This is a genomic window from Psychrobacillus antarcticus (assembly GCF_029533155.1).
Taxonomy (GTDB): domain Bacteria; phylum Bacillota; class Bacilli; order Bacillales_A; family Planococcaceae; genus Psychrobacillus; species Psychrobacillus antarcticus.
In genome coordinates, this window is record NZ_JAIZDB010000009.1 from 70,274 (window position 1) to 96,485 (window position 26,212).

General features: G+C 37.1%; 21 protein-coding genes. 18 read left to right on the plus strand and 3 right to left on the minus strand.

Features of this window, described 5'->3' with window-relative positions:
• Nucleotides 1–349: 349 nt before the first annotated feature.
• A complete protein-coding gene (gene yfkAB, locus LDK52_RS06795; RefSeq protein ID WP_277585196.1) occupies nucleotides 350–1,459 on the minus strand; it encodes a radical SAM/CxCxxxxC motif protein YfkAB in 1,110 nt (369 codons plus the stop codon).
• A gap of 130 nt (nucleotides 1,460–1,589) precedes the next feature.
• Between yfkAB and LDK52_RS06800 the strand changes: the two genes are divergently transcribed.
• From LDK52_RS06800 to LDK52_RS06875, 16 genes are all read left to right on the plus strand, one after another.
• Nucleotides 1,590–2,090, plus strand: a complete 501-nt coding sequence (locus LDK52_RS06800) for a DinB family protein (RefSeq protein ID WP_277585197.1) — start codon at nucleotides 1,590–1,592, stop codon at nucleotides 2,088–2,090.
• 118 nt (nucleotides 2,091–2,208) lie between these two features.
• Complete coding sequence (gene acnA, locus LDK52_RS06805; RefSeq protein WP_277585198.1) at nucleotides 2,209–4,917, plus strand: aconitate hydratase AcnA; 2,709 nt, start codon at nucleotides 2,209–2,211, stop codon at nucleotides 4,915–4,917.
• A gap of 151 nt (nucleotides 4,918–5,068) precedes the next feature.
• Nucleotides 5,069–8,278: an AfsR/SARP family transcriptional regulator gene (locus tag LDK52_RS06810; protein WP_277585199.1), complete on the plus strand. Its 3,210-nt coding sequence runs from the start codon at nucleotides 5,069–5,071 to the stop codon at nucleotides 8,276–8,278.
• Between the two features lie 265 nt (nucleotides 8,279–8,543).
• On the plus strand, nucleotides 8,544–9,806 hold the full coding sequence (locus tag LDK52_RS06815) for a substrate-binding domain-containing protein (protein ID WP_277585200.1): 1,263 nt from the start codon (nucleotides 8,544–8,546) through the stop codon (nucleotides 9,804–9,806).
• Between the two features lie 222 nt (nucleotides 9,807–10,028).
• Nucleotides 10,029–10,796: an ABC transporter ATP-binding protein gene (locus tag LDK52_RS06820; RefSeq protein ID WP_277585201.1), complete on the plus strand. Its 768-nt coding sequence runs from the start codon at nucleotides 10,029–10,031 to the stop codon at nucleotides 10,794–10,796.
• The gene (locus LDK52_RS06825) at nucleotides 10,780–11,487 is read left to right on the plus strand and encodes an ABC transporter ATP-binding protein (protein ID WP_277585202.1); all 708 of its coding nucleotides are present in this window, start codon (nucleotides 10,780–10,782) and stop codon (nucleotides 11,485–11,487) included. The genes LDK52_RS06820 and LDK52_RS06825 overlap by 17 nt, the downstream gene beginning before the upstream one ends.
• 12 nt (nucleotides 11,488–11,499) lie before the next feature.
• Nucleotides 11,500–12,360 (plus strand): branched-chain amino acid ABC transporter permease, encoded by an 861-nt coding sequence (locus tag LDK52_RS06830; protein WP_277585203.1) that lies wholly within the window; start codon nucleotides 11,500–11,502, stop codon nucleotides 12,358–12,360.
• A gap of 6 nt (nucleotides 12,361–12,366) precedes the next feature.
• Nucleotides 12,367–13,371, plus strand: coding sequence for a branched-chain amino acid ABC transporter permease (locus LDK52_RS06835; protein WP_277585204.1), 1,005 nt, complete (start codon nucleotides 12,367–12,369; stop codon nucleotides 13,369–13,371).
• A complete protein-coding gene (locus tag LDK52_RS06840; RefSeq protein ID WP_277585205.1) occupies nucleotides 13,368–14,375 on the plus strand; it encodes a 3-oxoacyl-ACP synthase in 1,008 nt (335 codons plus the stop codon). Before LDK52_RS06835 ends, LDK52_RS06840 begins: the two co-directional genes overlap by 4 nt.
• A gap of 12 nt (nucleotides 14,376–14,387) precedes the next feature.
• The gene (gene phaZ / locus LDK52_RS06845) at nucleotides 14,388–15,278 is read left to right on the plus strand and encodes an intracellular short-chain-length polyhydroxyalkanoate depolymerase (RefSeq protein ID WP_277585206.1); all 891 of its coding nucleotides are present in this window, start codon (nucleotides 14,388–14,390) and stop codon (nucleotides 15,276–15,278) included.
• Nucleotides 15,279–15,282: 4 nt separating this feature from the next.
• Complete coding sequence (gene fabG, locus LDK52_RS06850) at nucleotides 15,283–16,023, plus strand: 3-oxoacyl-ACP reductase FabG (RefSeq protein WP_277585207.1); 741 nt, start codon at nucleotides 15,283–15,285, stop codon at nucleotides 16,021–16,023.
• A gap of 18 nt (nucleotides 16,024–16,041) precedes the next feature.
• On the plus strand, nucleotides 16,042–17,550 hold the full coding sequence (locus LDK52_RS06855) for a class I adenylate-forming enzyme family protein (protein ID WP_277585208.1): 1,509 nt from the start codon (nucleotides 16,042–16,044) through the stop codon (nucleotides 17,548–17,550).
• A gap of 77 nt (nucleotides 17,551–17,627) precedes the next feature.
• Nucleotides 17,628–18,236, plus strand: a complete 609-nt coding sequence (locus LDK52_RS06860; RefSeq protein ID WP_277585209.1) for a hypothetical protein — start codon at nucleotides 17,628–17,630, stop codon at nucleotides 18,234–18,236.
• A gap of 64 nt (nucleotides 18,237–18,300) precedes the next feature.
• Complete coding sequence (locus LDK52_RS06865; protein ID WP_277585210.1) at nucleotides 18,301–18,726, plus strand: acyl-CoA thioesterase; 426 nt, start codon at nucleotides 18,301–18,303, stop codon at nucleotides 18,724–18,726.
• On the plus strand, nucleotides 18,726–19,037 hold the full coding sequence (locus LDK52_RS06870) for a hypothetical protein (protein WP_277585211.1): 312 nt from the start codon (nucleotides 18,726–18,728) through the stop codon (nucleotides 19,035–19,037). Before LDK52_RS06865 ends, LDK52_RS06870 begins: the two co-directional genes overlap by 1 nt.
• A 118-nt stretch (nucleotides 19,038–19,155) precedes the next feature.
• Nucleotides 19,156–19,599, plus strand: a complete 444-nt coding sequence (locus LDK52_RS06875) for a hypothetical protein (RefSeq protein WP_277585212.1) — start codon at nucleotides 19,156–19,158, stop codon at nucleotides 19,597–19,599.
• Nucleotides 19,600–19,631: 32 nt separating this feature from the next.
• On the opposite strand, the gene LDK52_RS06880 is transcribed toward LDK52_RS06875, so the two are convergent.
• Together LDK52_RS06880 and plsY are read right to left on the minus strand one after the other, a co-directional pair.
• Nucleotides 19,632–19,925: a HesB/YadR/YfhF family protein gene (locus tag LDK52_RS06880; protein ID WP_277585213.1), complete on the minus strand. Its 294-nt coding sequence runs from the start codon at nucleotides 19,923–19,925 to the stop codon at nucleotides 19,632–19,634.
• 24 nt (nucleotides 19,926–19,949) lie between these two features.
• On the minus strand, nucleotides 19,950–20,555 hold the full coding sequence (gene plsY / locus LDK52_RS06885; RefSeq protein ID WP_277585214.1) for a glycerol-3-phosphate 1-O-acyltransferase PlsY: 606 nt from the start codon (nucleotides 20,553–20,555) through the stop codon (nucleotides 19,950–19,952).
• A 662-nt stretch (nucleotides 20,556–21,217) separates the two neighbouring features.
• On the opposite strand from plsY, the gene parE reads away from it, so the two are divergent.
• Together parE and parC are read left to right on the plus strand one after the other, a co-directional pair.
• The gene (gene parE, locus LDK52_RS06890) at nucleotides 21,218–23,188 is read left to right on the plus strand and encodes a DNA topoisomerase IV subunit B (protein WP_277585215.1); all 1,971 of its coding nucleotides are present in this window, start codon (nucleotides 21,218–21,220) and stop codon (nucleotides 23,186–23,188) included.
• A complete protein-coding gene (gene parC / locus LDK52_RS06895; RefSeq protein WP_277585216.1) occupies nucleotides 23,185–25,614 on the plus strand; it encodes a DNA topoisomerase IV subunit A in 2,430 nt (809 codons plus the stop codon). The genes parE and parC overlap by 4 nt, the downstream gene beginning before the upstream one ends.
• Nucleotides 25,615–26,212: the final 598 nt, after the last annotated feature.

Genomic DNA, 26,212 nt, shown 5'->3' on the forward strand with positions numbered 1-26,212 from the left:
GATCTCCTCCTTTTTAATTACTTTTAGTAGGATGTAAAACGAGAGGAAATCTAGCAAAATATATTAATTTTAATTTTCTAAATATTTTGCTTTTTGAAGTTTTTTGTATTATAATTTTGAAAAAAGGGAGTGGAGAATACGGATGTTCGCATGAACAAAAAGTTAAATAAGCAGGGAGTATTTATAGCAGTTCTCCATACAGTAATTATCTTAAATTTAACAATCGACTTTTTCTATATCCATTAATACTTTTGTAAGGGCAGTTTGCAGCTGCCCTTTAGTCTGGATCTATCATTATATTTATATCAATTAAAATGACTTGAATGCTTTATAACATTCAAGCATTTTTTTATTTTACAGAACCACTAACAAACTGTTCTTCTTTATAATACATATTTTTCACTAAAATATTTGGACCTAAGCATTCCACAGCAGGACAATGACAATTAAGTGATTTCGCAAGAGGAGAAGCAAGCCACTTCTCGAAAATTGCTGGAAGTGTATCTGTTTGAATGTTTCCTAGAGCAGGAGCATCTCCAAAATCAGTGACAATAACCTCGCCAGTAAATATGTTTACATTCAGCCGAGATCGACCATCTGGATCATTCCTTGTGGAAACATTTTTTGTTTGGCGTAGTAGACTTAATAATTGATTGCTTTTTACATTTTGATTACATGGATAAAAAGGTAATGTTCCGAATAACATCCATACATTTTCATCCCGAAAATCTAGTAATTGTTCAATTGCTTCATGCGTTTCTTCTAATGTTAGCGTTGTTAATGCACTTGCAAAGTCGGAAGGGTACATAGGGTGAATTTCATGCCGAGCACATTTCATCTCATCTACAATTTGCCGATGGATATGCTCTAAATAAGGTAGTGTTTTTTTGTTCAACATTGTTTCTGCTGATACCATTACACCAGCCTCAGATAGCATACGGCTATTGTCTATCATGCGTTGGAATAAGCTAGCTCGCTGTTCATATGTAGGTTTTCGTTCCATCATGGCGAATCCAGTTTCGACAAATTCATCTACCGTTCCCCAGTTATGAGAAATATGTAATACATCTAAATAAGGAGCAATTAGTAAGTATCGTTCAGGCTCTAATGTTAAATTTGAATTCATCTGCGTACGAATTCCTCTATTATGGGCATACTTTAATAGGGGGAGAACGTAATTAGTAATGGATTTTTTGGATAGCATAGGTTCTCCACCAGTAATACTAATCGTTTTTAAGTGGGGAATCTCATCTAAACGTTGGAGGATTAGTTCAATTGGAATTGCATCAGGATCTTTTGTTTGTAATGTATATCCTACTGCACAATGGGCACAGCGCATATTACATAAATTGGTTGTTGTAAATTCGATATTGCTTAAGGTTAGTTTTCCAAACTGCTCCATGTCACGGTATGCTTCCCACGGATCATTTATTGGATTCATCGTTTTCATTTCTATCATTATTTAAACTTCCTTTCCAATAACATATTGTCGCATATTTGAAGTGAAAAGAAAATAAGAGGCGATTCTTGCTTGTTTGTCATTTATAATGGGTATAAAGTAAGTACAACGTAAGGAGTGGAGGAATAATATGTTTATAGAAAAAAATAACGAAATAAGAAAGCACTTATTTGAACAAATCGATTCCCTAACGATCGAACAATTTAATGAGAAACCAGATGACGCTTCTTGGTCTCCGAAAGAAATCATAGATCATTTAGTGAAGATGGAACTTACCATTATTAAAGGAATAAAAAAGGAGCTTGCTAACCCAACAAGTCCGAGCGCAAAGAAAAAACCAATTCAGTTGTCTACATTACGAATAGTTAAAGTAAAGGCTCCGACATATACCGTTCCGTCTAGTGAATATAAAAGAACGGAAGAAATGAAAGCACAGTTGCATCAAGTGAGAATTGAACTCCTAACTATTTATAAATCCAACGATTTGTCCATATTAAAAGAAAAATCATTAAAGCACCCTATTTTTGGACAGGTTCCTCTAATACAATGGTTTGCATTTACAGGGTTGCATGAAAAGAGACATGCGAAACAATTAGAAAAGACTATCGAAAAGATAAAAGGTCATAAGTAATAATTATGACTTATAATAATTTTAATCTAATTTACTTATCAAGTATATTCAAGTATGATTAGTGGTGGAGATAAGTCATTAGATAGACACTTTTCAATAGAACATAGGAGGAATACAAATGGCAAAAAGCAATTTACACAATAGCCGTGCTTCGTTTTCTCTAAATGGTAAAGAGTATAACTATTATCGTTTAGCAGCACTAGAAGAAGCTGGCATCGCAAAAGTTTCTCGCCTTCCTTATTCAATTAAAGTATTACTAGAATCTGTTTTGCGTCAATATGATGGATATGTTATTAAAGAAGATCATGTAAACCAATTAGCTAAATGGGGTAAAGATGCTAATACAGAAGCAGAAGTACCATTTAAACCATCCCGCGTTGTACTTCAGGATTTCACTGGTGTACCAGTAGTTGTAGATTTAGCGTCTCTTCGTTCAGCGATGAACGAGATGGGTGGAAACCCGGACAAAATCAATCCTGCAATTCCTGTTGACCTTGTAATTGACCACTCGGTACAAGTTGACAAATATGGCACTGCATCAGCATTACAAGCGAATATGGACCTTGAATTTGAGCGTAATGCAGAGCGTTACAATTTCCTTAAATGGGCTCAAACTTCTTACGATAATTTCCGTGCTGTTCCTCCAGCTACAGGTATCGTTCACCAAGTTAACCTAGAATACTTAGCGCCAATCGTACATGTGAACGAAAGTGCTGATGGTACATTAGAAACTTTCCCAGATTCAGTAGTAGGTACTGACTCACATACAACAATGATAAACGGACTTGGAGTACTTGGATGGGGTGTAGGTGGTATCGAGGCAGAAGCAGGAATGCTTGGCCAACCTTCGTATTTCCCAATTCCTGAAGTAATCGGAGTTAAATTAGTTGGAGATCTTCCAAACGGAACAACTGCAACTGACTTAGCACTTAAAGTTACTCAAGTATTACGCAGTCATGGTGTTGTTGGTAAATTTGTTGAGTTCTTCGGACCAGGTGTATCTAAATTACCTTTAGCTGACCGTGCAACAATTGCAAACATGGCTCCTGAATATGGTGCTACATGTGGTTATTTTGCAATCGATGAAGAATCCATTAACTATTTACGTCTAACTGGACGTGACGAAGAGCATATTGCTATCGTAGAAGCATACTTAAAAGCAAATGATATGTTCTTTGATCCAACTCTAGAGCCTGTTTATACTGATGTTGTAGAAATTGATCTTAGTGATATCGTAGCAAACCTTTCTGGACCGAAACGTCCACAAGATTTAATCCCACTTACAGATATGAAAGTTCGTTACCGTGAATCAGTAGTGGCTCCACAAGGTACTCAAGGTTTCGGATTGCCTGAAAAAGAATTTGACAAAACAGCAACTGCTAAATTTGCAGAAGGCGATGTAGAAATTCCAACAGGTGCTGTAGCAATTGCTGCAATCACTTCTTGTACAAATACATCTAACCCGTATGTTATGATAGCTGCTGGTTTAGTTGCTAAAAAAGCGGTAGAAAAAGGTCTAACAGTTCCTGCTTACGTTAAAACTTCTCTAGCTCCAGGATCTAAAGTAGTAACTGGTTATTTAGAGGATGCCGGTCTGAACGTTTACCTTGATAAAATTGGTTTCAATACAGTAGGTTACGGTTGCACAACTTGTATCGGTAACTCTGGTCCTTTATTACCTGAAATTGAAAAAGCGATTGTGGACGAAGATCTATTCGTAACATCTGTTCTTTCTGGTAACCGTAACTTTGAAGGTCGTGTACATCCATTAGTGAAAGCAAATTATTTAGCTTCACCACCATTGGTAGTAGCTTATGCGCTTGCTGGAACAGTAGATATTGATTTACAAAAAGATTCATTCGGTAAAGACAAAGACGGCAATGAAGTTTATTTTGCTGATATTTGGCCTTCAACGGAAGAAGTTAACGAAGTTCTATCAACTGTTGTTACTCGTGAATTATTCCAAAAAGAATATGCACGTGTATTTGACGAAAATGAAGCTTGGAATGCAATTGAGACATCAACGGAATCATTATATTCATTTAATGACCAGTCAACATACATTCAAAACCCACCATTCTTCCAAGGATTATCAAAAGAGCCTGGTGCAATCCAATCACTTGATAAAATGCGCATTGTAGCTAAATTCGGCGATTCGATTACAACAGACCATATTTCACCAGCTGGTGCAATTGGTAAAGATACTCCTGCAGGTAAATACTTGCGTGAAAATGGCGTGGAAATCCGTGACTTTAACTCATACGGTTCACGTCGTGGAAACCATGAAGTAATGATGCGCGGTACATTCGCTAACATCCGTATCCGTAACCAAGTAGCTCCAGGTACAGAAGGTGGATATACTACTTACTGGCCAACTGGCGAAATTATGCCTATCTATGATGCAGCTATGAAGTATCAAGAAACGAATACTGGTTTAGTAGTTCTTGGTGGAAAAGATTACGGTATGGGATCTTCTCGTGACTGGGCTGCTAAAGGAACAAACCTATTAGGTATTAAAGCTGTTATTACAGAAAGCTTTGAGCGTATTCACCGTTCTAACCTAGTTATGATGGGGGTATTACCACTTAACTTCTTACCAGGAGAAAACGTTGAGTCATTAGGCTTAACTGGTAAAGAAGAAATCAGCATTAATATTGCAGAAGGTGTAAAACCTCGTGATATTTTACAAGTTACAGCAAAAGCTGAAGACGGATCTGAAAAAGTATTCAACGTACTTGCTCGTTTCGATTCAGAAGTAGAAGTAGACTACTACCGTCATGGTGGTATCCTACAAATGGTATTACGTAACAAAATGTTAGAAGCATAAGAATTACCTTAAAAGAGACTATTCCTTCTTAGGAAATAGTCTCTTTTTTTATACATAAACGATGAAAATGATAGAATTGTTATTTAATTCAAAATATTAATGTGTTAGGATAATGATTAACATCCAATTGTCAATTGATAGGAGGTATAAGATGGATCAGCCTACCATAATTTTGTCCAAATTAAGTGCGCCCGTACCGTCTTCTACTTATATGAGAAGATCTTCATTGATGAAGAAACTAAAAACGAATACACATAATAAGCTGACCTTATTACATAGCGGAGCAGGTTATGGTAAAAGCTCTGCCCTTGCTCAGTATTTTGCCGATTCTAGAGGTCTTTATTCTTGGTATTCGATTACGGAGGAAGATGACGGTATTCTTCCTTTTCTTCGTCATCTCATTAGCAGTATACAAAATATTGTTCCAACATTCGGTAGAAGTTTTAAAGATAAAGATCTAATTTCGACTTATCCAAAAGAGTCAGAGCTTCAACAACTGTATTCTCTATTTAGCAATGAATTAGCAAATATAGATGAGCCTTTATCCATTGTGCTCGATGATTTCCATCTTGTTGATCATGTATTTCATATCAATTATATAATGGAAAAAATAATAGAATTTCTACCAGTGCATATCCATATCGTTCTTTCTACAAGATTAAGACCAAGATGGTCCATTTTATTAAAATTAAAACTAAGTGGGCAGTTGGTCGAAATAACTGAGAGTAATTTAATGTTCACGGAGGAAGAAATACTCGTCTTTTTTGAAGACTATTTTGATAAACATATTTCCATCCAAGATGCTTCCGAAATAATGAGACTTACAGAAGGCTGGGCAATCGCCATACAATTGATTGCTATGCAAGTGGCTGAGACAAATAGGCAAATTAGTGATTTAGTAAACCCAGCTTTAAACGATTTATTTTCCTATCTATTAGAAGAAGTATTTTTGCTTTTATCATCAGAAGATCAGCAATCTCTTATGAATTTTAGTGTTTTCCCGTTATTTACAGCAACGGATATTCGAGAATTTTTTAACGATAAGGAAGCAAAAAATTTAGAACGCCTAGCTAGTAGTCATGCTTTTATCCAACTATTAGGTGATTCTAATACGTTTAGATTCCATTCCCTATTCCAACAGTTTTTAGAAATGAAATCGAAACAAAAGGATATAAACGCTTTTTATGAAACGCATCGGAGAGCTGCTAGTTACTTTCAGGAAAAGGGAAACATTGTTCAGGCAGTCCATCATGCGGTAAAAGCAAATGATGAACGCTTTTTAGCTGAGCTATTAATGATCTTTGCACCTAAAATGATTCAGGGTGGGCAGTTCGATTGGTTGCTGGATTTACTAGCTGACCATTTATCAAAAACTATTCGAGATCACTTTTATGAACTGTATTATTACGAGGGCGAGTGTCATCGGTACAGAGCCTTTTATGAAAAGGCAAGGCTTTCCTATGAAGCAGCTTTAGAGAAAGCTTTCGAAAAAGATAATATTTTGTATATTAGTAGAGCAAATGCTGGCCTTGCACATATATACCTTGATACAATCCAACCAGTGTTAGCACAACCCTATTTAAAAGAAGCTATTGAATGGGCTGAAAAGGGAAGTGACATTCATCCTTTCGAAAAATTATTTTTGAAGTGTTTGATGGCAGAGAACTTAGTTAATGTAGGAAAGGCGAACGATGCAAAAGTTTGGATAGAAAAAGAAAAATTAGAACCTGCAATCTTAACCGAAGGAAATTTAGATGCCAGGATATTACTCAGGACCGGAAAGCTGATTGAAGCTCAACAATTACTAGAAAGTCGAACACGGAATGAAGCTAGCTTACCAGGCTCTCATCGCGAAACAGATGTGTTATTATCGTTTATTTATTCGCTTACGGGACAGGTTTCACAAGCGAAACTATCAGCCATTAAAGGAATCGAAACTGGTATTAAAGAAAGGTCTGGTTTCGTGGAAGCAGTTGGTTTCATACGGCTTGGACATTCAGAAGTATTAACTGATTCCTTTGATCTTGAAACTCCAGAAGTATGTTATAGGAAAGCAATTCAAAAAATGGATGAATTGAATGTTTCTCGAGCAAAAGCAGAGCCCTATATGGGACTATCTATTATAAAATCACGGCAAGGTTTTTTCCGTGAAGCAATTGACTATGGAGAAAAGGGGTTACGTGAAACAAAAAAAGTAAATGACTACTGGCTGTCTGCCTATATATTAATAGGTCTGGGAATCGTCTACTTGGAAAATGGAGAGGATATAGAAGCTGTAGAGCATTTGAAACAAGCAAATGACCTATTCACCAATTGCGAAGATACTTACGGTGAAATGATCTCGCATTACTGGTTAATGTGTATTCACAATACTTTAAATGAGGAAGATTCATTCGGTCAGCACGCTAAGCGTTTTATGGAATTATGTGCTATGCATAATTATTATTTCTTTTTACAAAATCGAACTGTATTTGGACCGATTGATCTTCAAACAAACTATCCTATTTTGCAAAATGCATATACAATGTATCCCGACAATAAATTCGTTCAACAAATCATAGACAGGTTAAATATACAAATTACTATAAATTATCCTGGTTATGCACTGTATCTTCGTCTATTAGGTCCTTTCACATTATATATGGGAATTGATGAAGTAAGTGGTCGCAAATGGCAACGAGATAAGTCCAAGGAATTGTTTGTGTACTTGTACTTACAAAACAACCGATATGTACCAAAAGAAGAATTGATCCAAACGCTTTGGGGCGAAAGTGATACAAAAAAGCTAGACCGAGATTTCAAAGTAACATTGAATTCCTTATTGAAAGTACTTGAACCAAATAGACAGGCTCGGGAAGAATCCTACTTTATATTGCGCAAGCAGTCGATGTATCGGTTAAATCCAAATGCATATGTAGAAAGCGATGTGCGAGATTTTAATCGTTTTGCGCAGTATGGAATCGAGGAGGTCTCACCTCACCTCTCAAAAGACCTTTTGTTAAAAGCAGTCCATTTATATAAAGGAGAATTATTTGAAAATAGAATTATGATTGAGTGGATTTCCTCTGAGCGAGATAAAACTCAGCAACTATTTATACAAGTTTTAGAAAGACTTTCCCAGACCTATACAAGATTAAAAGAATTCGAGAAAACGATTTATTGGGCAGAAAAACTATTAACATACGATTCTACATGGGAAGAAGCCTACCGATTACTAATGTTTGCCTATTATCAGCTTCAAAATAGAAGTCAATCGGTAAAATGGTATGATCGCTGCGTACAAGTACTAGAAAATGAACTAAATATTGAACCAATGCCCACAACCATTCAGATGTATGAAATGATTACGGGTTATGAATGAAAGCAGAGAGCATTTTTCTGCTTTTTTTACTGAATAAAGATGGGGAAAATATACTATTTCAACTAAACAGTCCATTATTCCAACTAAAGTGCTCAAAATTCCTACTAAATTGAAATCCTACCTTTTTTGCTCCTGCGTACTGCTCGTTACAAATAAGGTATTGCTCTATGGAGCAATACCTTATTTGTAACTCTTTTGTAACTTCTATTTTGTAAGATGACAAAGAAGTATGGTAACGCTTACAAAATTATTGAGGGGGAAGAACATGGCTAGAAAGTGTAAATTACTTTTAACTCTTTTATTTCTATTGATGGTTGCTGCGGCTTGCAGTGATGAAAAAAACACGGCTAAGGAAGAGGAAGATGTAGTGGAAGAAGCAGAAAAAACTCCTGCTTCTGCAGAAGTAACAGAAGAGGCTGGTACGATCAAAATTGGAGTACTTGCTTCATTAACCGGGGCTTTGGAATCTTATGGGAAGCAAACAAAAAATGGATTTGAACTTGGTCTGGAATATGCTACTAACGGAACAATGGAAGTAGCAGGTAAGAAAATCGAAGTAGTTTTTGAAGATACAGAAACAAAGCCAGAAGTCGCTGTACAAAAAGCTACGAAACTATTAGAAGAAGATGAGGTTGACTTTTTAGTTGGTTCTTCTAGCTCTGGTGATACGTTAGCGGTACTTCCATTAGCAGAAGAATACGAAAAAATTATGATTGTTGAACCTGCAGTTGCAGACAGCATTACTGGTTCCGAATTTAACCCTTTTCTTTTCAGAACTGGACGTAACTCTTCACAGGATGCTGTTGCAGGTGCTGCAGCTATTGCTAAGCCTGGAGTTAAGATTGCAACATTCGCACCAGATTACTCGTTTGGGTGGGATGGAATTGCTGCATTTAAAGCAGCAGCAGAGGGATTAGGAGCAGAAATAGTATTAGAAGAATTTGCAGATCCTGCAGGTACTGATTTTACGTCTAATTTACAAAAAATTATTCAAGCAAAGCCCGATTACTTGTTTGTTGTATGGGCAGGGGCTAACTCTCCTTGGGGCCAAATAGCAGATTTGAAATTACAGGAAAATGGCATCAAAATTTCTACTGGAGCACCTGATATTCCGGCACTTTCTATTATGGAGCCACTTGTAGGAATGGAAGGATTCTCTGTTTACTATCACACACTTCCCGATAATGATATCAATGATTGGTTAGTCGAAGAACATAAAAAACGTTTTGACGGAGCAGTTCCTGATTTATTCACTCCTGGTGGTATGTCAGCTGCTATTGCCATTATAAAAGCTTTAGAGAAATCAGGAGGAAATGCAGACGGCAACGATCTAATTAAAATCATGGAAGGAATGTCATTTGAAACACCAAAAGGAACAATGACTTTCCGACCAGAGGATCACCAAGCATTGCAATCTCTGTATTCGATCAAATTAGAAAAGCAAGATGGGGTAGATTATCCAGTGCCAGTTCTAATAAGAGAGCTTTCACCTGAAGAAACAGAGCCACCAATTCAAAATAATAAGTAATAAGAAAAGCGAAAGTGCATATTTAAGTCCCGAATATCGTTGGAAGAATGCGGATAAAGGCGTACTTTTCCTTTATCCGGCAACCTTAAACGACTCCGGCGGGCTAGGCACTAGGAGTCTAGACAAAAAAGTGACGACCCATTCATCTTGGGTCGATCACTCTCCATGGGATAGAGAATTCCTCTATCCCATGGAGAGTGATTTTGGAAAGGGGCTTAAAGGATGGAACCAATATTACGTACAGAAAACTTAACGATAAAATTTGGAGGGCAAACCGCAGTAGATAATGTCAATTTTGAGGTGCCAGAAAAACATTTTAAATCCATTATTGGACCAAATGGGGCAGGCAAGACAACCTTTTTTAATCTAATAAGTGGGGAACTGAAAGCGACGAGTGGAGATGTATTTTTTCGAGGGGAATCACTTTCTGGAAAATCCTCCGTTGCACGTACTCGGAAAGGAATTGGAAGGTCCTTTCAAATAACCAATGTATTTCCTAATCTAACAGTCATAGAAAACGTTCGCTTAGCAGTTCAATCTAAAGAGAAAATTAGATACCAATTTTTTCGCCATTTTGCTTCCTACAAAGATTTACATATACAAGCAGAAAGGTTACTAGAAATCGTTCTACTGACTAGCAAGGCAAATGCATTTGCCACACAACTCTCGCATGGTGAAAAGCGCAAGTTAGAGATTGCGATGCTGCTAGCTTTAGACACAGAGGTTTTATTGCTAGATGAACCTACAGCAGGGATGTCGTTAGAGGAAGTGCCTGCTATTTTAGATGTTATTAAACAGATTAAACAAACGGGTGAAAGAACGATATTATTGATCGAACACAAAATGGATATGATTATGGACTTGTCTGATTCCATTATGGTGTTGTTCAATGGTAGATTACTTGCGGATGGTACACCAAAAGAAATTATGGACAATGAAACCGTTCAACATGCTTATTTAGGAGGATTATACGATGAGCATCTTGCTTAAAGTAGAGAATGTGCATACGCATATAGGTCAATATCACATTTTACAAGGCGTTTCCTTCGAGGCAAAAGCTGGTGAGGTAAGTGTGTTGCTCGGTCGAAATGGTGCGGGGAAAACAACATCATTAAAAACGATTATGGGTTTGACCCCTGCCACATCAGGTCAAATCACATTTGACGATAAATCCATTGTAAAGAACCCGACCTACCAAATTGCCAAGGATGGTATTGGATATGTACCTGAGGATCAAGGAATTTTCGGTGCATTGACAGTGGAAGAAAATATTAAAGTAGCAATAAGAAAAGAAGATGAGGTGTCATTAGCGAGACAGGAATATGTACTAGAGTTATTCCCAGATTTAAAAAAGTATTGGAAAAAAGATGGTGGGCATTTATCCGGAGGTCAAAAGCAAATGCTATCGATGGCAAGAGCATTTGTGAATGAAAGCAAATTGCTATTAATCGATGAACCTTCTAAAGGCCTAGCACCTGTAGTAATTGAAAAAGTAATGGAAGCCATAAATGAAATGAAAAAGCAAACAACCATCATCCTAGTGGAACAAAATTTTATGATGGCAAGTAAAATTGGTGATACATACACACTAATCGACGATGGAGAAACAGTGCAGTCTGGGCTAATGAAAGAACTGATTGAAAATGAAGAGCTCAAACGTAAGTATTTAGGAATCGGCTAAGGAGGTTATCAAATGGAGTTACTAATAAATTTATTGATCAATGGTTTAGCAACAGGAATGTTGATATTTCTTTTAGCTGCTGGACTTACACTTATATTCGGCTTAATGGATGTATTGAATTTTGCCCATGGAGGACTATTTGCTTGGGGCGCGTTTTCAGGGGTTTGGTTCTATGGAGTAACAAATAGTTTTACTCTAGCTATATTAGGAGCCATATTAACTGGGGTTATCCTTGGTTTTATAACTGAAAAGCTAATTATTACGCCGGTTTATGGAAATCATGTACAACAAATACTTATCACACTTGGCTTTATGATCGTGTTATCAGAAATGCTAAAGGTCGTTTTTGGTCCAAATCAACTTGCTGCGAAAACACCGCCCCTTTTATCAGGTAGCTGGGAAATTGGCGATGTAATCATTATCAAGTACCGATTATTTATTATTATCATTGGATTTATCGTGTTTGGAGTTTTCCAGTTCATCTTAAAGCGTACAAAGATCGGCTTAGTCGTTCGTGCAGGAGTTATGAACAAAGAAATGGTGCAGGCCCTTGGTATTAATATTAAGCAAGTATTTTTATATGTATTTATGGCCGGGGCAGGGCTAGCTGCTTTAAGTGGGGTGCTCATGGCCCCATATTCCGGGGTAATTTATGCGGAAATGGGAATGGAGTTTGCTATTCTCGCTTTCATCGTTGTGGTTATTGGGGGAATGGGCAGTTTTCCAGGCTCTCTTCTTGCTGCGATATTAGTAGGGCTTGCTGGAAGTTTCATGGCTTACTATGTTCCAGCATTATCGCTTGCGGTCAATATGATGCTTATGGCAATCGTATTAATATTCCGTCCGCAAGGTTTATTCACAGCGAAAGGATGATGCAAAATGAAGTCCACATTTCAAGTTAGTAAAATCATATTATTTGCCATTGTCGTCGCCTTAGCTATTTTTCCTTTTGTTTCCGATTCTCGCACCTGGACAATTTTACTGACTCAAATATTTATCTTTTCCATCTTAGCAATGAGTTATGACATCTTACTAGGCTATACAGGCATAGTATCTTTCGGTCATGCGATGTTTTTCGGGATGGGTGCATATGCTACTGCAATTATGCTCGATCGTTTTGAACCAACCATTGGAATTTTTGTTTTATCGATAGCTGTTGGAATGTGTATCGCCGGAATCATTAGCTTTTTAGTCGGATTGCTTACGCTGAGATTAAAAAGTCATTTCTTCGCCATGCTGACAATGGCAGTCTCGGGGTTGTTTCTAGTACTAGCAGAGAAGTGGAGAACATTAACATTTGGCAACGATGGATTTACTTTTAAAGCACCTGAGATTTTTAAAGATCGTATGATGTATTATCTGCTTGTGCTAGGTTGTTTAGTATTAGTGTACCTCCTCCTACGTAGATTCGTAGATTCACCATTAGGTAGAGTATTAATAGCCGTTAGAGAAAATGAACAGCGCACCAAATCATTAGGTTTTCAAACATTGCACTATAAAGTAATTGCGTCTGTTGTCGCAGGTGTAATTGCCAGCTTAGCAGGATCCCTTTACGCCGTTTCACTGCGATTTGTAAACACCAGTGTCCTAACAATGGATATAACGTTAGATGCTCTTCTCATGACGATTATCGGGGGAGTGGGTACGTTAATAGGGCCAATTATTGGTGCTGGCGTGATTGAGTTAGCCCAGCATTACTTATCTGGTTTAGCAAAGGAGCATCCTATATTTGAACGATGGATTATTTTCTTTGGAATAGTGTATATATTAGCAGTAATTTTCTTCCCAAAAGGAATTGTGGGTACCGTTAAGCATTTGTTTTGGAAGAGAAAGAATCCCATTAAAATTGCTATTTCCTCAAAAAGAAAGGGGATAGCAAAATGACTATTGGAATTGCCAGTACTGGTGTATATATTCCCAATCATGTGATGACAGCAGAGGATATTGCTAAGAAATCTGGTCTTCCGCTGTCCGTAGTTAAAAACAAAATGGGCATAACAAAAAAATCAATACCCGGCCCGGAAGATCATACCGTCGCCATGGCTATTAAAGCTGCTGAAAAAGCATTGAAAAAAGGTAATATAGATCCTAAAGTAATTGACTTGATCATTTATATTGGGGAAGAACATAAGGAATATCCTCTGTGGACAGCTGCTATTAAAATTCAAGAAGAGCTCGGTGCTTATCATGCATGGGGGTTTGATGTTGCTTTACGTTGTGGAACGACCATAATGGCCATGAAGGTCGCAAAAAGTATGATGGCAACAGATCCATCTATAAATACAGTACTTCTGGCCGGTGGATATCGAAACAGTGATTTGATCGATTATACAAATGAACGAACAAGGTTCATGTTCAACTTAGGTGCTGGTGGAGCAGCAATGATTTTAAAGAAAAACTACCATAAAAATACTATTTTGGAATCTGATCTAATTACAGATGGTTCCTTCTCCGAAGATGTACTTGTGCCGGTTGGAGGAACAAAGGAACCTTTGACTCCCTTCCATTTAAAGCAGGGACTTTATCGTTTGGACGTAATGGATCCTGTAGGCATGAAAGCAAGACTAGAACAAAAATCCATGCAAAACTTTCTATTAGTTGTTCGAAATGCATTAACGAAAAGTGGATATACCGAGAAGGATATCAATTATTTAGCCATTCTTCATATGAAGAAATCTGCACATGACTTTGTGTTAAATGAGTTGGGTTTAACGAGTGAACAGTCTATTTATTTGAGTGATTATGGACATATAGGTCAGATGGATCAAATTATTTCTCTAGAACTGGCTCAAGAAGCTGATAAACTAAAAAACGGCGATATAGTCGTCCTTGTAAGTGCAGGTATTGGCTATGCGTGGGGAGCAGTCGTCATTAAATGGGGAAAGTAGGAGGAAAGAGATATGAGTTTACCGCAGATTCAACTGTCTAATGGGGAAAGTATTGCTTATCGTGTTCGTCCTGGTGGAGATGAAACAATCGTACTTGTTCATGGAAATATGACGTCATCCAAGCATTGGGATATTTTGCTAGAAAGTTTAGATAAAAGATTTACGATATACGCTATTGATCTAAGGGGGTTCGGGGAATCGACCTACCATAACCGAGTTCAAGGGATTAAAGATTTTGCAGATGATGTAAGTGAAGTAGTCAACGCTTTAGACTTGCAGAATTTCTATTTAATCGGTTGGTCTACTGGTGGCGCCATTAGTATGAAATATGTAGTGGACCATCCTGGTCGCTGTAAGAAGCTAGTATTGCTTGCATCAGCATCAACACGAGGCTACCCATTCTACGGGTCCAAAGAAGATGGAACACTGGACATGGCCAGCAGACTAAAAACTGTCGAAGAAATAGAAGAAAATCCATCGAAAACGCTTGTCATTCAAGGTTTATATGATTCTCGTAACAAAGAAGGATTAAAGGCAGTCTGGAATGCAGCAATCTATTCCCATAAGCAACCCGTTGAATCTGCCTATGATGACTATGTTGATGACATGTTAACGCAGCGAAATTTAGCAGATGTCTATCATGCATTAAATACGTTTAATATTAGTGGAAATCATAATGGGCTAAATGAGGGCACAGACGAAGCAAAGGAAATTACAATTCCTGTTCTTATTTTAAGAGGAGATCGGGACTACGTCGTTTCAGAAGAGATGACGCAAGAAATTGTAGCGGACTTAGGAGATAATGCCACGTATATTCCTCTAATCAATAGTGGACACTCCCCACTAATTGACGACTTAGAACAGCTCACTAACAAAATAGAAGCATTTTTTAAAGGGGAATGAGACGATGAGATTAAAGGATAAAGTAGCCATTATAACAGGAGCAGCGAATGGAATAGGATTAGCTGCTGCACATCGCTTTGCAGAAGAAGGTGCAAAGGTTGTATTAGCAGATTATGATGCTGAGGCTGGAGCAGTACAAGAAGTAGAACTAAACAAACTTGGCTATGAAGTTAAATTCATTCAAGTTGATGTTGCGAATAGAGCGAGCGTGGATGCCCTTATAGAACAAACAATAAGTAATTTTGGCCAGATAAATATTCTTGTTAATAATGCGGGAATTACAAGGGATGCCATGCTGACAAAAATGACCGAAGATGACTTTTCAAACGTGCTTAATGTAAATATAACCGGCGTTTTTAATTGTACTCAGGCAGTTGTACCATATTTGATAAAGCAAGGTCACGGTAAAATTATTAACACTTCCTCTGTAAGTGGTGTATATGGAAATGTCGGTCAGACAAATTATGCCGCTTCCAAAGCTGCCATAATAGGGATGACCAAAACATGGGCAAAAGAGTTAGGGAGAAAAGGCATAAATGTCAATGCAGTAGCACCCGGTTTTACGAGCACTGCAATGGTAGCGAAAATGCCTGAAGCGATAATTAGCCAAATGAAGTCCGTCGTTTCACTGCAACGTTTAGGTGATCCAAGGGATATAGCAAACGCCTATTTATTTTTAGCATCAGAAGAATCAAGTTATGTGCATGGTCATGTACTACAAGTGGATGGCGGTATTATGATGTGATGGAGGAGGCTGTACCATATGTATACGGAACAAGCATGGATATATAAGCGTGCAGCGCTGACGCCCACTAAAACTGCTCTTATCGATAGTACCACGGGATTACACTGGAACTACGAGCAGTTAACCAGCCAGATTTCTCAGTGGACTCATTACCTTCAGCAACAAAATTATGAAAAAGGAGATCGCATCGTAGTTCTGTCTCAAAACAGGATTGAATTATTTGCCATTCTATTTGCTTGTGGGATGACTGGGCTCATTTATGTACCGCTGAATTATCGTTTAAGCAATCTAGAGTTGCAATATATTTTGGAGGATTGTAAGCCAGTGCTAATTATTTGCGACGAAGAGCATCAACAAATTGGGGATGCGTTTTCAGGTATTGAGTTAGTATTAGTAAACAAAATATTAGAACTTACAACCAATCACTCTAATTATTATAAATGGAGTTCGATAGATCCTTGGATGATTATTTACACAGGTGGAACTACTGGTAAACCTAAGGGGGTCGTCTTATCATTTACTGCAGTAAATTGGAATGCGATGAATACTATTATTAGCTGGGGACTTAGTGAAACAGATTGTACGTTAAATTATATGCCTATGTTTCACACAGGGGGTATTAATGCCCTTTGTATTCCTATATTAATGGCAGGAGGAACAGTCGTTATAGGTAGTCGTTTTCAAGCCGAAGCAGCTTTGGAAGCGTTAAATACATACAACACAACCATTTCACTTTTCGTTCCAACGATGTATCAAGCAATGTTCAATACGGAGTATATAAAAGCGGCTACTTTTCCAACTGTAAAGGTTTTTCTAGCTGGAGGGGCGCCGTGTCCCCATTCAATTTATGATAAGTTCCAGGAGAAAGGGATCCTGTTTAAAGAAGGATATGGATTAACGGAAGCAGGACCGAATAACTTTTATATTGATCCTTTAATTGCTTATAGCAAAAAAGGTTCAGTTGGAAAGAGTATGCAATTCAATGAAGTAAAAATCATCAACCAAGCAGGGAAAGAATGTAGAGTAGATGAGATAGGAGAGCTTTATATTTCAGGAAAACATCTATTTACACATTATTGGAACAATAAAGTTGCGACAGAGCTTACCCTACAAAACGGTTGGCTGAAATCCGGAGACTTAGCAAGATTTGATAAAGATGGCTACTACTATATTGTCGGTAGGAAAAAGGAAATGATTATTACAGGTGGGGAGAATGTCTATCCACAGGAAGTGGAGCAGTGTCTCATTTTGCATTCGAGTGTTCGAGAGGCCGCCGTTATTGGCATACCAGATAATAAATGGGGAGAATGTGTCACTGCATTTATTTGTTGTAATGCACATACTCTTTCTTCAGAAGAGCTAATATCGCACTGCAAAAAGTATTTAGGCAGTTATAAGGTTCCTAAGAAGATACTCTTTGTAGATGCTTTACCACGGACAGATGTAGGGAAAATTGATAAAAAGAAGTTATATGAGCTTGAAAAAGAAGGCTCAAATAAAGTTATAGCAAAGAGGGGTACGGAGTAATTTTACCGACCCTTTTTAATTTGTAAACCAGGATGAAAATTTAGTTTATACTTGAAGGAACAAAAGGGGGAGTTTCCATGTTTGGGAATTTATTTAAAAAGAAAGATCCTATTGAGGTGTTTTGGCAATACTTTATAGATCATGAGAAAAAGCTGTATAATTTAAAAGATAAGGACATAGAAAAAATGTTTCGAGATTTATATATATTAATAAATAAGGTAAATAATCAACTAATTTTTTCCACGCCAGTTGCATTGATCGAAGGCAAAAGGGAATTTACTATTAGTGCTTCGTCGATAGGAAAAAACTTTCCTGATGTAATACGTCTAGTAGAGGCTGCTCCCAAAATGGAGAATTTTAAGATTATCGCCTTTGAGCAACGCAATGATGATCAAGGTACTACAGTCAATGATATTGAGCTAACTCGAGATCAGGTATTTTTCGACTATACATATGATCAGGAACATACAGTATTTTGTTTAATGCTATATATTAAAGAGTTTAACGAAGACAATGACGATTATTTCAGAGTAGCTTTTGATTTGCTTGAGATCGTTATAGGAGAATATGTGCTCGGTACAGAAATTACGGAAATCCAATTTAATAAGCTTCTAGCAAACGATGAACTTATACCGATTAATGATTTGCCGAAAATATTAGAAGATATAAAAAATTGTACTAACTAGAAAAGTATTACTAAACAGTATTTTTATATTCTATTTAGTATAATAATCTCTGAGGTGACCATAAATGTTTTTAAGTGAAAAAGAAATTGAAGTACGATATGCAGAAACCGATCAAATGGGTGTAGTATATCATGCGAATTATGTTATTTGGTTAGAAATAGGGAGAACCCAATTGATCAAAGACTTAGGATTCTCCTATGCTGGACTAGAGCAAGATGGATACCTTTCGCCAGTAACAAATGTAAATGTAAATTATAAAACTCCTGTAAAATACGGGGAAACAGTTACGATTAAAACTTGGATTGAAAAACACAGTAAGTTACGGACAACATATGGGTACGAAATTGTCCATGAAGATGGTATGGTTGCCTGTATTGCTACATCTGAGCATGTAATAGTGAAGAAAGATAACTTCCGTCCTGTATCTCTAAAACGAGTTCACGAGGCATGGGATGCAAAATATGTGGAAATAGCTAAGGTGATTGAATAATGGCTTTTGGTATTACACGTCACGAATTAAATGCATGGAAACAGGATGTCCAAAATGGGGAAATTGCTTTTTTAACTCATTATTGGATAGATGAACGTTTTCCTGGCTGTAACACGGTGACTAAAGTTGGCTGCAATGATGTGAACAAGTTAATCGAATGGGGTAAGCAACATAACTTGCGAGCAGAGTGGATTGACTACAAGAAAGCCTATCCTCATTTTGATCTATTCGGCAAGTATGAGTTGGACATTATGGTAAAAGAGGGATTACTGGAGCAGTTAGAAAGATTTAATAGAAGTTATGGAGTTTAAAATTTTGCTCCATAAAACAGCTAGTGATTATGCAAAAATCACTAGCTGTTTTTATTTTCCATTTCAGTTATAATTAAAGGGAAAGTCTGATTTTTTCATGTGGAAGGAGTCATAATAAATGGTATACAAGTTAGTCACCCAAAAAAGCCCTATGTTCATGGTATTAATTTTTGGAGTTAGCTTATTTTTCATAAGTATTGGTGAATCTTGGATAAATTCAATCTTGTCTATTTTGCTTATAATTTTTAGCATTATTAGCTTTTCTACAAAGTCTGAATTCATCATCAACCAAGATAAATTGGACTATGTGATTAGGAGTTATCATTATAAAGTTTTTCATAAGAAGTTGTTTCCAGACGATATAGATAAAATTGTTTTTAAACGCTATGGGTGGGCAACAAAAGGAGCATCACTCAAGGTCCATAAAGGTTTAAATTTACGCATTGTTCAATTTATCCCTAAGGACGTTATGCTCCAGTTAGAAACGTTTGCCGTTAACAATAATATCTCCATTAACAAATCAAAGGACTACTTGTTACTGGAAAGAAGGGAGAAATATTAATTTAACCAAACAAAAAGCGCACCCACTTAGGGTTACGCTTTTTGGTATGCATAAGATAATTCATCTCTAGTGGAATCTAATTCTACATACAGATCATGTCCATCAAAATACCATTCGTCTGTTTCTTCTATGAAAAATAGGATATCCTCTACTTTATAAGTAACGGCAGGCTCGAATGGGGTGTCCTTTGTAACACCGAGGGAAAAACCCTCTTGAATAGGACTAGACCCTCCGTAACGTGCAAAAAAACGTATATTATCGCCTTTTACTGCTTCCATTTCCTCATGAAACCAATGCATTGCATCGGAAGAAATAAGTATTTTCATAAATACCACCTTACTTTCATCAGATTAGATCCAAGTTACTTTTGGTTCGGTACCTGCTTTAATACGTTTCATATTTGCTCGATGACGATAAAATATAAATATCCCTAGCAGCAGAATTATAATGATTAGAGGCCAATCCTTATCTACCGTAAAGTAGTAAACGACACTATAAATGAGAGCAACAATTGCTAAAATCATAGAAGTAAGAGATACCATCTTTGTCATTTTTAAAATAATAAAAAATCCAATTACTAAAATGACAAAAATAGGCCAATTATAGCCTAACAAAAGACCACCTGATGTTGCTACAGCTTTCCCACCCTTAAATCCAGCAAAGATTGGGAACATATGTCCGATCACTGCTATAGTACCTAAAATAAGTGGATGAATGTTTGTTGCTTCAAATATTGCCAAAGAACCTAAAAGTGTTGCAGCGGTCCCTTTTAGAATATCCATTATGGTTACAACTAAGCCTGCTTTTTTACCAAGTATTCTAAATGTGTTTGTACCACCTAAATTACCACTACCATGTTCGCGTATATCTTTATTATAAAATAGTTTTCCAACCCATAATCCAGATGGAATGGAACCAATGAGATATGCGAGTAAGAGTAAAATAATTATGTTCATAGTATACTCCTTTATTATAAATCTAATAAAATCTTTAACAATTGTAAGTGTACCATGTCCATTTGTAAGTATACAATGCCCTGGATAGAAAGGTTTTTCAAATCTTTCCTGAAGTCATGATACAATTAAAGAGATAAAGTGAAACTTCAATGAGTGGGGCTTCTCTTCATCCCCACTGTTGAAAAGATGAACTCAGGCAAATTACGCCGCATCGTGCGGCAATGCCTGAGTGACCAACATCCTGTTGACCCGAACCATCGGGCTTTTACGGGCAGTTATCTTCCACTTATGGTTTGTCGCTTTGGGCAAGCCTTGAAGTGGGAGCCTACTGCCCGTTAATGCGGGGTACAAGAATGAAACTTACATAAAAGCAAATAAATTAGTATGATTGGGTTATAATCAAGGATAGTCGAACTAAAAAAATTGTAGAAGGAGTAGCCAATGAGCTTACTCCAGTTTTTTATTCTTTAACATCTTTTACTAATCAAGAAGGAATATTGTATCGAAATATAGAATGCTTCAAAAGGGAGTTTGCATTCTAATAAATCTTTCCTTACAATTAAATTCTGATGTTAACTACTGAAAAAATTGACATAATGAGTATCCATTTGTACGCTTAAGAAAGAATAAAGAACAGACGTTTTGTTTTGGAGGGAAAGTATTTGAGTAAAGTTGAAACAGTAAATAGCTATAGCGATGATGATATTCAGGTCTTAGAAGGTTTAGAAGCAGTTCGCAAGAGACCGGGTATGTATATTGGTTCAACAGATGCAAGAGGATTGCATCATTTAGTTTACGAAATAGTAGATAACGCCGTAGATGAAAGTCTTGCTGGCTTTGGAAATCATATTGTCGTAAAAATTCATGAAGATCAAAGTATTACCGTGAGAGATTTCGGTCGTGGTATGCCTACTGGTATACATAAAACTGGAATTCCAACTGCTGAGGTTATTTTCACCGTTTTACACGCGGGTGGTAAGTTTGGACAAGGTGGCTACAAAACAAGTGGTGGTCTTCATGGAGTAGGTGCGTCCGTTGTGAATGCACTATCTAGCTATGTAGATGTTGAAATTCATCGTGAAGGTAAAAAGTTCCATCAAAGATTTGAAAATGGTGGTAAAGTTGCTCAAACGTTAAAACAAGTTGGAACAACGAAAGAAACAGGGACATCCGTTCGTTTTTTACCCGATGAGTCTATCTTTTCTGTAGTAAAATACAATTACGAAACCCTATGTGAAAGATTGAGAGAGTCTGCTTTTCTTCTTAAAGGATTGAAAATAGAATTAATAGATGAGCGGACTGAAGCACATGACGAATTCTATTTTGAAACAGGGATAGAGGCTTTCGTTTCCTATTTGAATGAGGAAAAGGACGTTCTACATCCTGTTTTCTATATGGAAGGCATACAAGATGAGATTGAAGTTGAATTTGCCTTTCAGTTCAATGATGGATATTCGGAAACCATTCTATCATTTGTTAATAATGTTCGTACACGTGATGGCGGAACCCATGAAACAGGAGCTAAAGCGGCTTTAACGAGAGTTTTTAACGAATATGCTCGTAAAACTAATTTATTAAAAGAAAAAGCAAAAAATCTAGAGGGTTCAGATATTAGAGAAGGTATTTCTGCTATTATTTCTATTCGTATTCCAGAGAATATACTGCAATTCGAAGGACAGACGAAAGGTAAACTTGGTACAAGCGAAGCAAGAAGCGCTGTAGATTCGGTTATTTCCGAAAAACTACAATACACGTTAGAAGAAAATTCCGAGTTAGCTTCTTCCCTAATAAGAAAAGCACTTCGTGCACAGCAAGCCCGTGAAGCCGCAAGAAAAGCTCGTGAAGATGCTCGTAACGGAAAAAAACGTAAACCCTCTGAATTATTATCTGGTAAGTTGACTCCTGCTCAATCGAGAAACGCTGCGAAGAACGAACTTTATTTAGTCGAAGGGGACTCAGCTGGAGGTTCAGCAAAGCAAGGCCGTGACCGTACATTTCAAGCGATTCTTCCTTTAAGAGGTAAAGTAATTAATACCGAAAAAGCTAGTATGGCTGATATTATGAAAAACGTAGAGATTGCGACAATTATTCACGCAATAGGCGGTGGAGTTGGAGCAGATTTTAACCTCGATGATATTGCGTACAACAAAGTAGTTATCATGACAGATGCTGATACTGATGGTGCACATATTCAAGTACTGTTATTAACGTTTTTCTACAGATATATGAAACCATTGATTGAGAATGGAAATATGTATATTGCTTTACCGCCACTTTATAAAATTTATAAAGGTGTAGGAAAAAAAGAAGTGTTTGAATATGCATGGACGGAAAAAGAATTACAAGCTGCTTCTGAGAGAATTGGAAAAGGGTACATACTTCAACGCTATAAAGGTCTCGGGGAGATGAATGCTGTCCAATTATGGGACACTACGATGAATCCTGAAACTAGAACGCTTATTCGAGTGACAATTGAAGATGGTGCTCGAGCAGAAAGACATATAACAACGCTTATGGGAGACAAAGTAGAACCTCGCCGTAAATGGATAGAAGCAAATGTCAACTTCAGCTTAGAAGATGATTCGAATATTTTAGAAAACGATAGAATACACGCGGAGGATGAATTAGCATGACACAAACCGAACGTTTTCAAAATTTGCCATTAGAAGAGGTGATCGGTGATCGGTTTGGACGTTATAGTAAATACATCATTCAAGACCGCGCGCTACCTGATGCTAGAGATGGCCTTAAACCCGTTCAACGCCGTATATTATTTGCCATGTTCACAGAAGGAAATACAAATGATAAACCGTTCAGAAAATCAGCTAAAACTGTAGGTAACGTAATTGGTAACTATCATCCACATGGTGATAGTTCCGTTTATGAGGCAATGGTTCGTATGAGTCAAGATTGGAAGCTGCGCCATATGACCGTAGAAATGCACGGTAACAACGGATCTGTAGACGGAGATCCGCCGGCGGCGATGCGTTATACGGAAGCTAGGCTTTCTGCTATTTCCCATGAACTACTACGAGATATCAATAAGAACACTGTAGATTATATTCCTAACTTCGACGATTCAGATTCAGAGCCAGTAGTATTGCCAGCTCGATTCCCAAATTTAATCGTAAATGGATCAACAGGTATTTCAGCTGGTTATGCAACGGATATTCCACCTCATGCACTACATGAAGCACTGGATGCCGTATTAATGAGAATGGAAAATCCTGCTGCAACTGTGGATGAGTTAATGACGGTTATTAAAGGTCCAGATTTCCCAACAGGTGGGATTATTCAAGGTGTAGAAGGTATTAAAAAAGCATATGAAACTGGAAAAGGAAAAATAGTCGTTCGTTCCAAAACGGAAATTGAAACGATCAAAGGCGGTAAACAACAAATTGTTATTACCGAAATTCCTTTTGAAGTGAACAAAGCAAACCTAGTCAAGAAAATTGATGAACAAAGACATGATAAACGTCTAGATGGTATTGCTGAAGTACGAGACGAATCCGACCGTACTGGTTTACGCATTGTCATTGAAATGAAAAAAGAAGTTGAGGCACACGGTATTCTTCAATATTTATTGAAAAACACTGACTTACAGGTGACTTATAATTTCAATATGATTGCTATATATAATCGTAGACCGACGATGATGACTTTACCTCTGTTGTTAGATTCATACATTGGACACCAAAAGGAAGTAGTAACTCGACGAACTGTTTTTGATTTGCAAAGAGCGCAAGATAGACTACATATTGTAGCGGGTCTTATGAAGGCTCTTTCTATTCTAGACGAAGTCATTAAAGCAATTAGAGCTTCCAAAGATAAGCGGGACGCAAAGAATAACTTAATCGCATTATTTGATTTCTCAGAAGCTCAAGCGGAAGCAATTGTTTCCTTACAATTATATCGATTAACGAATACGGATATTACAGATCTTCAAAATGAAGAAGAAACGCTTAATAAATTAGTGAAACAGTTAGAGAGCATTCTTGCAAAAGAATCCGTTCTTTTGAATGTTATTAAAAAAGAACTTTTAGTCGTACGAAAACAATTTGCAGAGCCACGTAAATCAGTAATTGAAGATGAGATTGAAGAGATTAAAGTGACGTTAGATGTCCTAATTCCAAGCGAGGATGTATATGTAACAGTTACGAGGGACGGCTATATTAAACGGACTAGTACACGCTCCTATAACGCCTCTAATGGTCAGGATTTCGCTATTAAGGAATCGGATTATTTACTATATAAAGCACCAATCAATATGCAGGATCACTTACTTATATTTACTTCAAAAGGTAATTATATTTATCAACCAGTACATGAATTACCAGATATACGCTGGAAAGACCTTGGTCAGCATATGTCGAGTATTGTGCCACTTGATTCTCAAGAAAGAATTATCCAAGTCATGGGAATCGACTCGTTTGACAAAGATTTAAGCGTTTTAGTAGCAACCAAAGATGGACAGATTAAACGGTCATTACTCTCTGATTATGTTGTCCAAAGATACGCAAAACCGATTAAAACGATTAACCTGAAGAAGACGGATGAACTAATAATGGCAGAACTCGTAGCACCATCTGATGATGTTTTAATCACGACACAGGCTAGCTATTCCGTACGCTTTTCTTTAGACGAAGTGCCAATCACTGGAGTGAAGACTGGTGGAGTTAAAGCAATAAATCTAAAAGAGGAAGATTATGTTGTAAGTGTGCATCCGATTTCACAAGAAAGCAAAGAGGACATTATGTTAATCACCCATAGAGGTGCTGCTAAAAAGATGGCATTAAATGAAATCGAAGCTGGAGGTAGAGCTAAACGAGGTGTGCTTACTTTAAGAGAGCTTAAATCGAATCCGCATCGCGTGTTTGATGTTTTATTAGTGGAAAGAAATGATCAACTTATTATTGAAACAAATAAAGGCCTGGAAACTATAGAAGTAAATTCATTCCGTCCATCGGATAGATATTCAAATGGTTCATTTGTAATCGATACTGAAAAAGACGGTCCTTTAGTTCGTGTTTGGAAGCAACCAAAGGAAGAGAATTTATAAATAAATAAATAAGAAAAACCGGAAAAAAAACGCCCGGTCCTTTAGGATCTAAACCTGTTTCTACTGTTTTCGAAGGGCTTTGTACAGATTTATTGCTATATAATTACCATTTGATTTTTTAAAGATGCTGGTCGTGACTGAAGTCACGACCAGCATCTTTTTTTCTCGGTAATCTTATGGCGATTGACTGTCCGTCGCCCATCTCCAACTTCTAGAAACTGGATAGTGCATTTTTTGTTAACTAGAGAAAAGATAAATTCCTAGATAGAGAAGAAGCTCACGAAGATGCAATTTCATTCGCTATTCCGCATCTTTATTGGGTAGACACTTACTATTTTTCTTTATTTTCACTAGTAAAAAAGGAAATCTACTATCTTCATTCTTCCTTACACAATTTCATTCCTACATTCAACAGGCGGTTTTTTCTCACACTAACTCCGACACTCTCCTTATCTAAGCGAGAGGATGTGGGTTATGCAATCGTTGCCGCAGGACGCGGCGAACTTAGATTGCCTTCCTTTTAAGATGTGGCGCTCTTAACCTTTGTACCCCACCTGAAACGGAAATCAGTAGTATTAATCATTCTTAAAAGCCCTGT

Coding starts and splice junctions, on each gene's coding strand:
- yfkAB (WP_277585196.1), bottom strand. CDS start 1,459: ATGATAGAAATGAAAACGATGAATCCAATAAATGATCCGTGGGAAGCA.
- LDK52_RS06800 (WP_277585197.1), top strand. CDS start 1,590: ATGTTTATAGAAAAAAATAACGAAATAAGAAAGCACTTATTTGAACAA.
- acnA (WP_277585198.1), top strand. CDS start 2,209: ATGGCAAAAAGCAATTTACACAATAGCCGTGCTTCGTTTTCTCTAAAT.
- LDK52_RS06810 (WP_277585199.1), top strand. CDS start 5,069: ATGGATCAGCCTACCATAATTTTGTCCAAATTAAGTGCGCCCGTACCG.
- LDK52_RS06815 (WP_277585200.1), top strand. CDS start 8,544: ATGGCTAGAAAGTGTAAATTACTTTTAACTCTTTTATTTCTATTGATG.
- LDK52_RS06820 (WP_277585201.1), top strand. CDS start 10,029: ATGGAACCAATATTACGTACAGAAAACTTAACGATAAAATTTGGAGGG.
- LDK52_RS06825 (WP_277585202.1), top strand. CDS start 10,780: ATGAGCATCTTGCTTAAAGTAGAGAATGTGCATACGCATATAGGTCAA.
- LDK52_RS06830 (WP_277585203.1), top strand. CDS start 11,500: ATGGAGTTACTAATAAATTTATTGATCAATGGTTTAGCAACAGGAATG.
- LDK52_RS06835 (WP_277585204.1), top strand. CDS start 12,367: ATGAAGTCCACATTTCAAGTTAGTAAAATCATATTATTTGCCATTGTC.
- LDK52_RS06840 (WP_277585205.1), top strand. CDS start 13,368: ATGACTATTGGAATTGCCAGTACTGGTGTATATATTCCCAATCATGTG.
- phaZ (WP_277585206.1), top strand. CDS start 14,388: ATGAGTTTACCGCAGATTCAACTGTCTAATGGGGAAAGTATTGCTTAT.
- fabG (WP_277585207.1), top strand. CDS start 15,283: ATGAGATTAAAGGATAAAGTAGCCATTATAACAGGAGCAGCGAATGGA.
- LDK52_RS06855 (WP_277585208.1), top strand. CDS start 16,042: ATGTATACGGAACAAGCATGGATATATAAGCGTGCAGCGCTGACGCCC.
- LDK52_RS06860 (WP_277585209.1), top strand. CDS start 17,628: ATGTTTGGGAATTTATTTAAAAAGAAAGATCCTATTGAGGTGTTTTGG.
- LDK52_RS06865 (WP_277585210.1), top strand. CDS start 18,301: ATGTTTTTAAGTGAAAAAGAAATTGAAGTACGATATGCAGAAACCGAT.
- LDK52_RS06870 (WP_277585211.1), top strand. CDS start 18,726: ATGGCTTTTGGTATTACACGTCACGAATTAAATGCATGGAAACAGGAT.
- LDK52_RS06875 (WP_277585212.1), top strand. CDS start 19,156: ATGGTATACAAGTTAGTCACCCAAAAAAGCCCTATGTTCATGGTATTA.
- LDK52_RS06880 (WP_277585213.1), bottom strand. CDS start 19,925: ATGAAAATACTTATTTCTTCCGATGCAATGCATTGGTTTCATGAGGAA.
- plsY (WP_277585214.1), bottom strand. CDS start 20,555: ATGAACATAATTATTTTACTCTTACTCGCATATCTCATTGGTTCCATT.
- parC (WP_277585216.1), top strand. CDS start 23,185: ATGACACAAACCGAACGTTTTCAAAATTTGCCATTAGAAGAGGTGATC.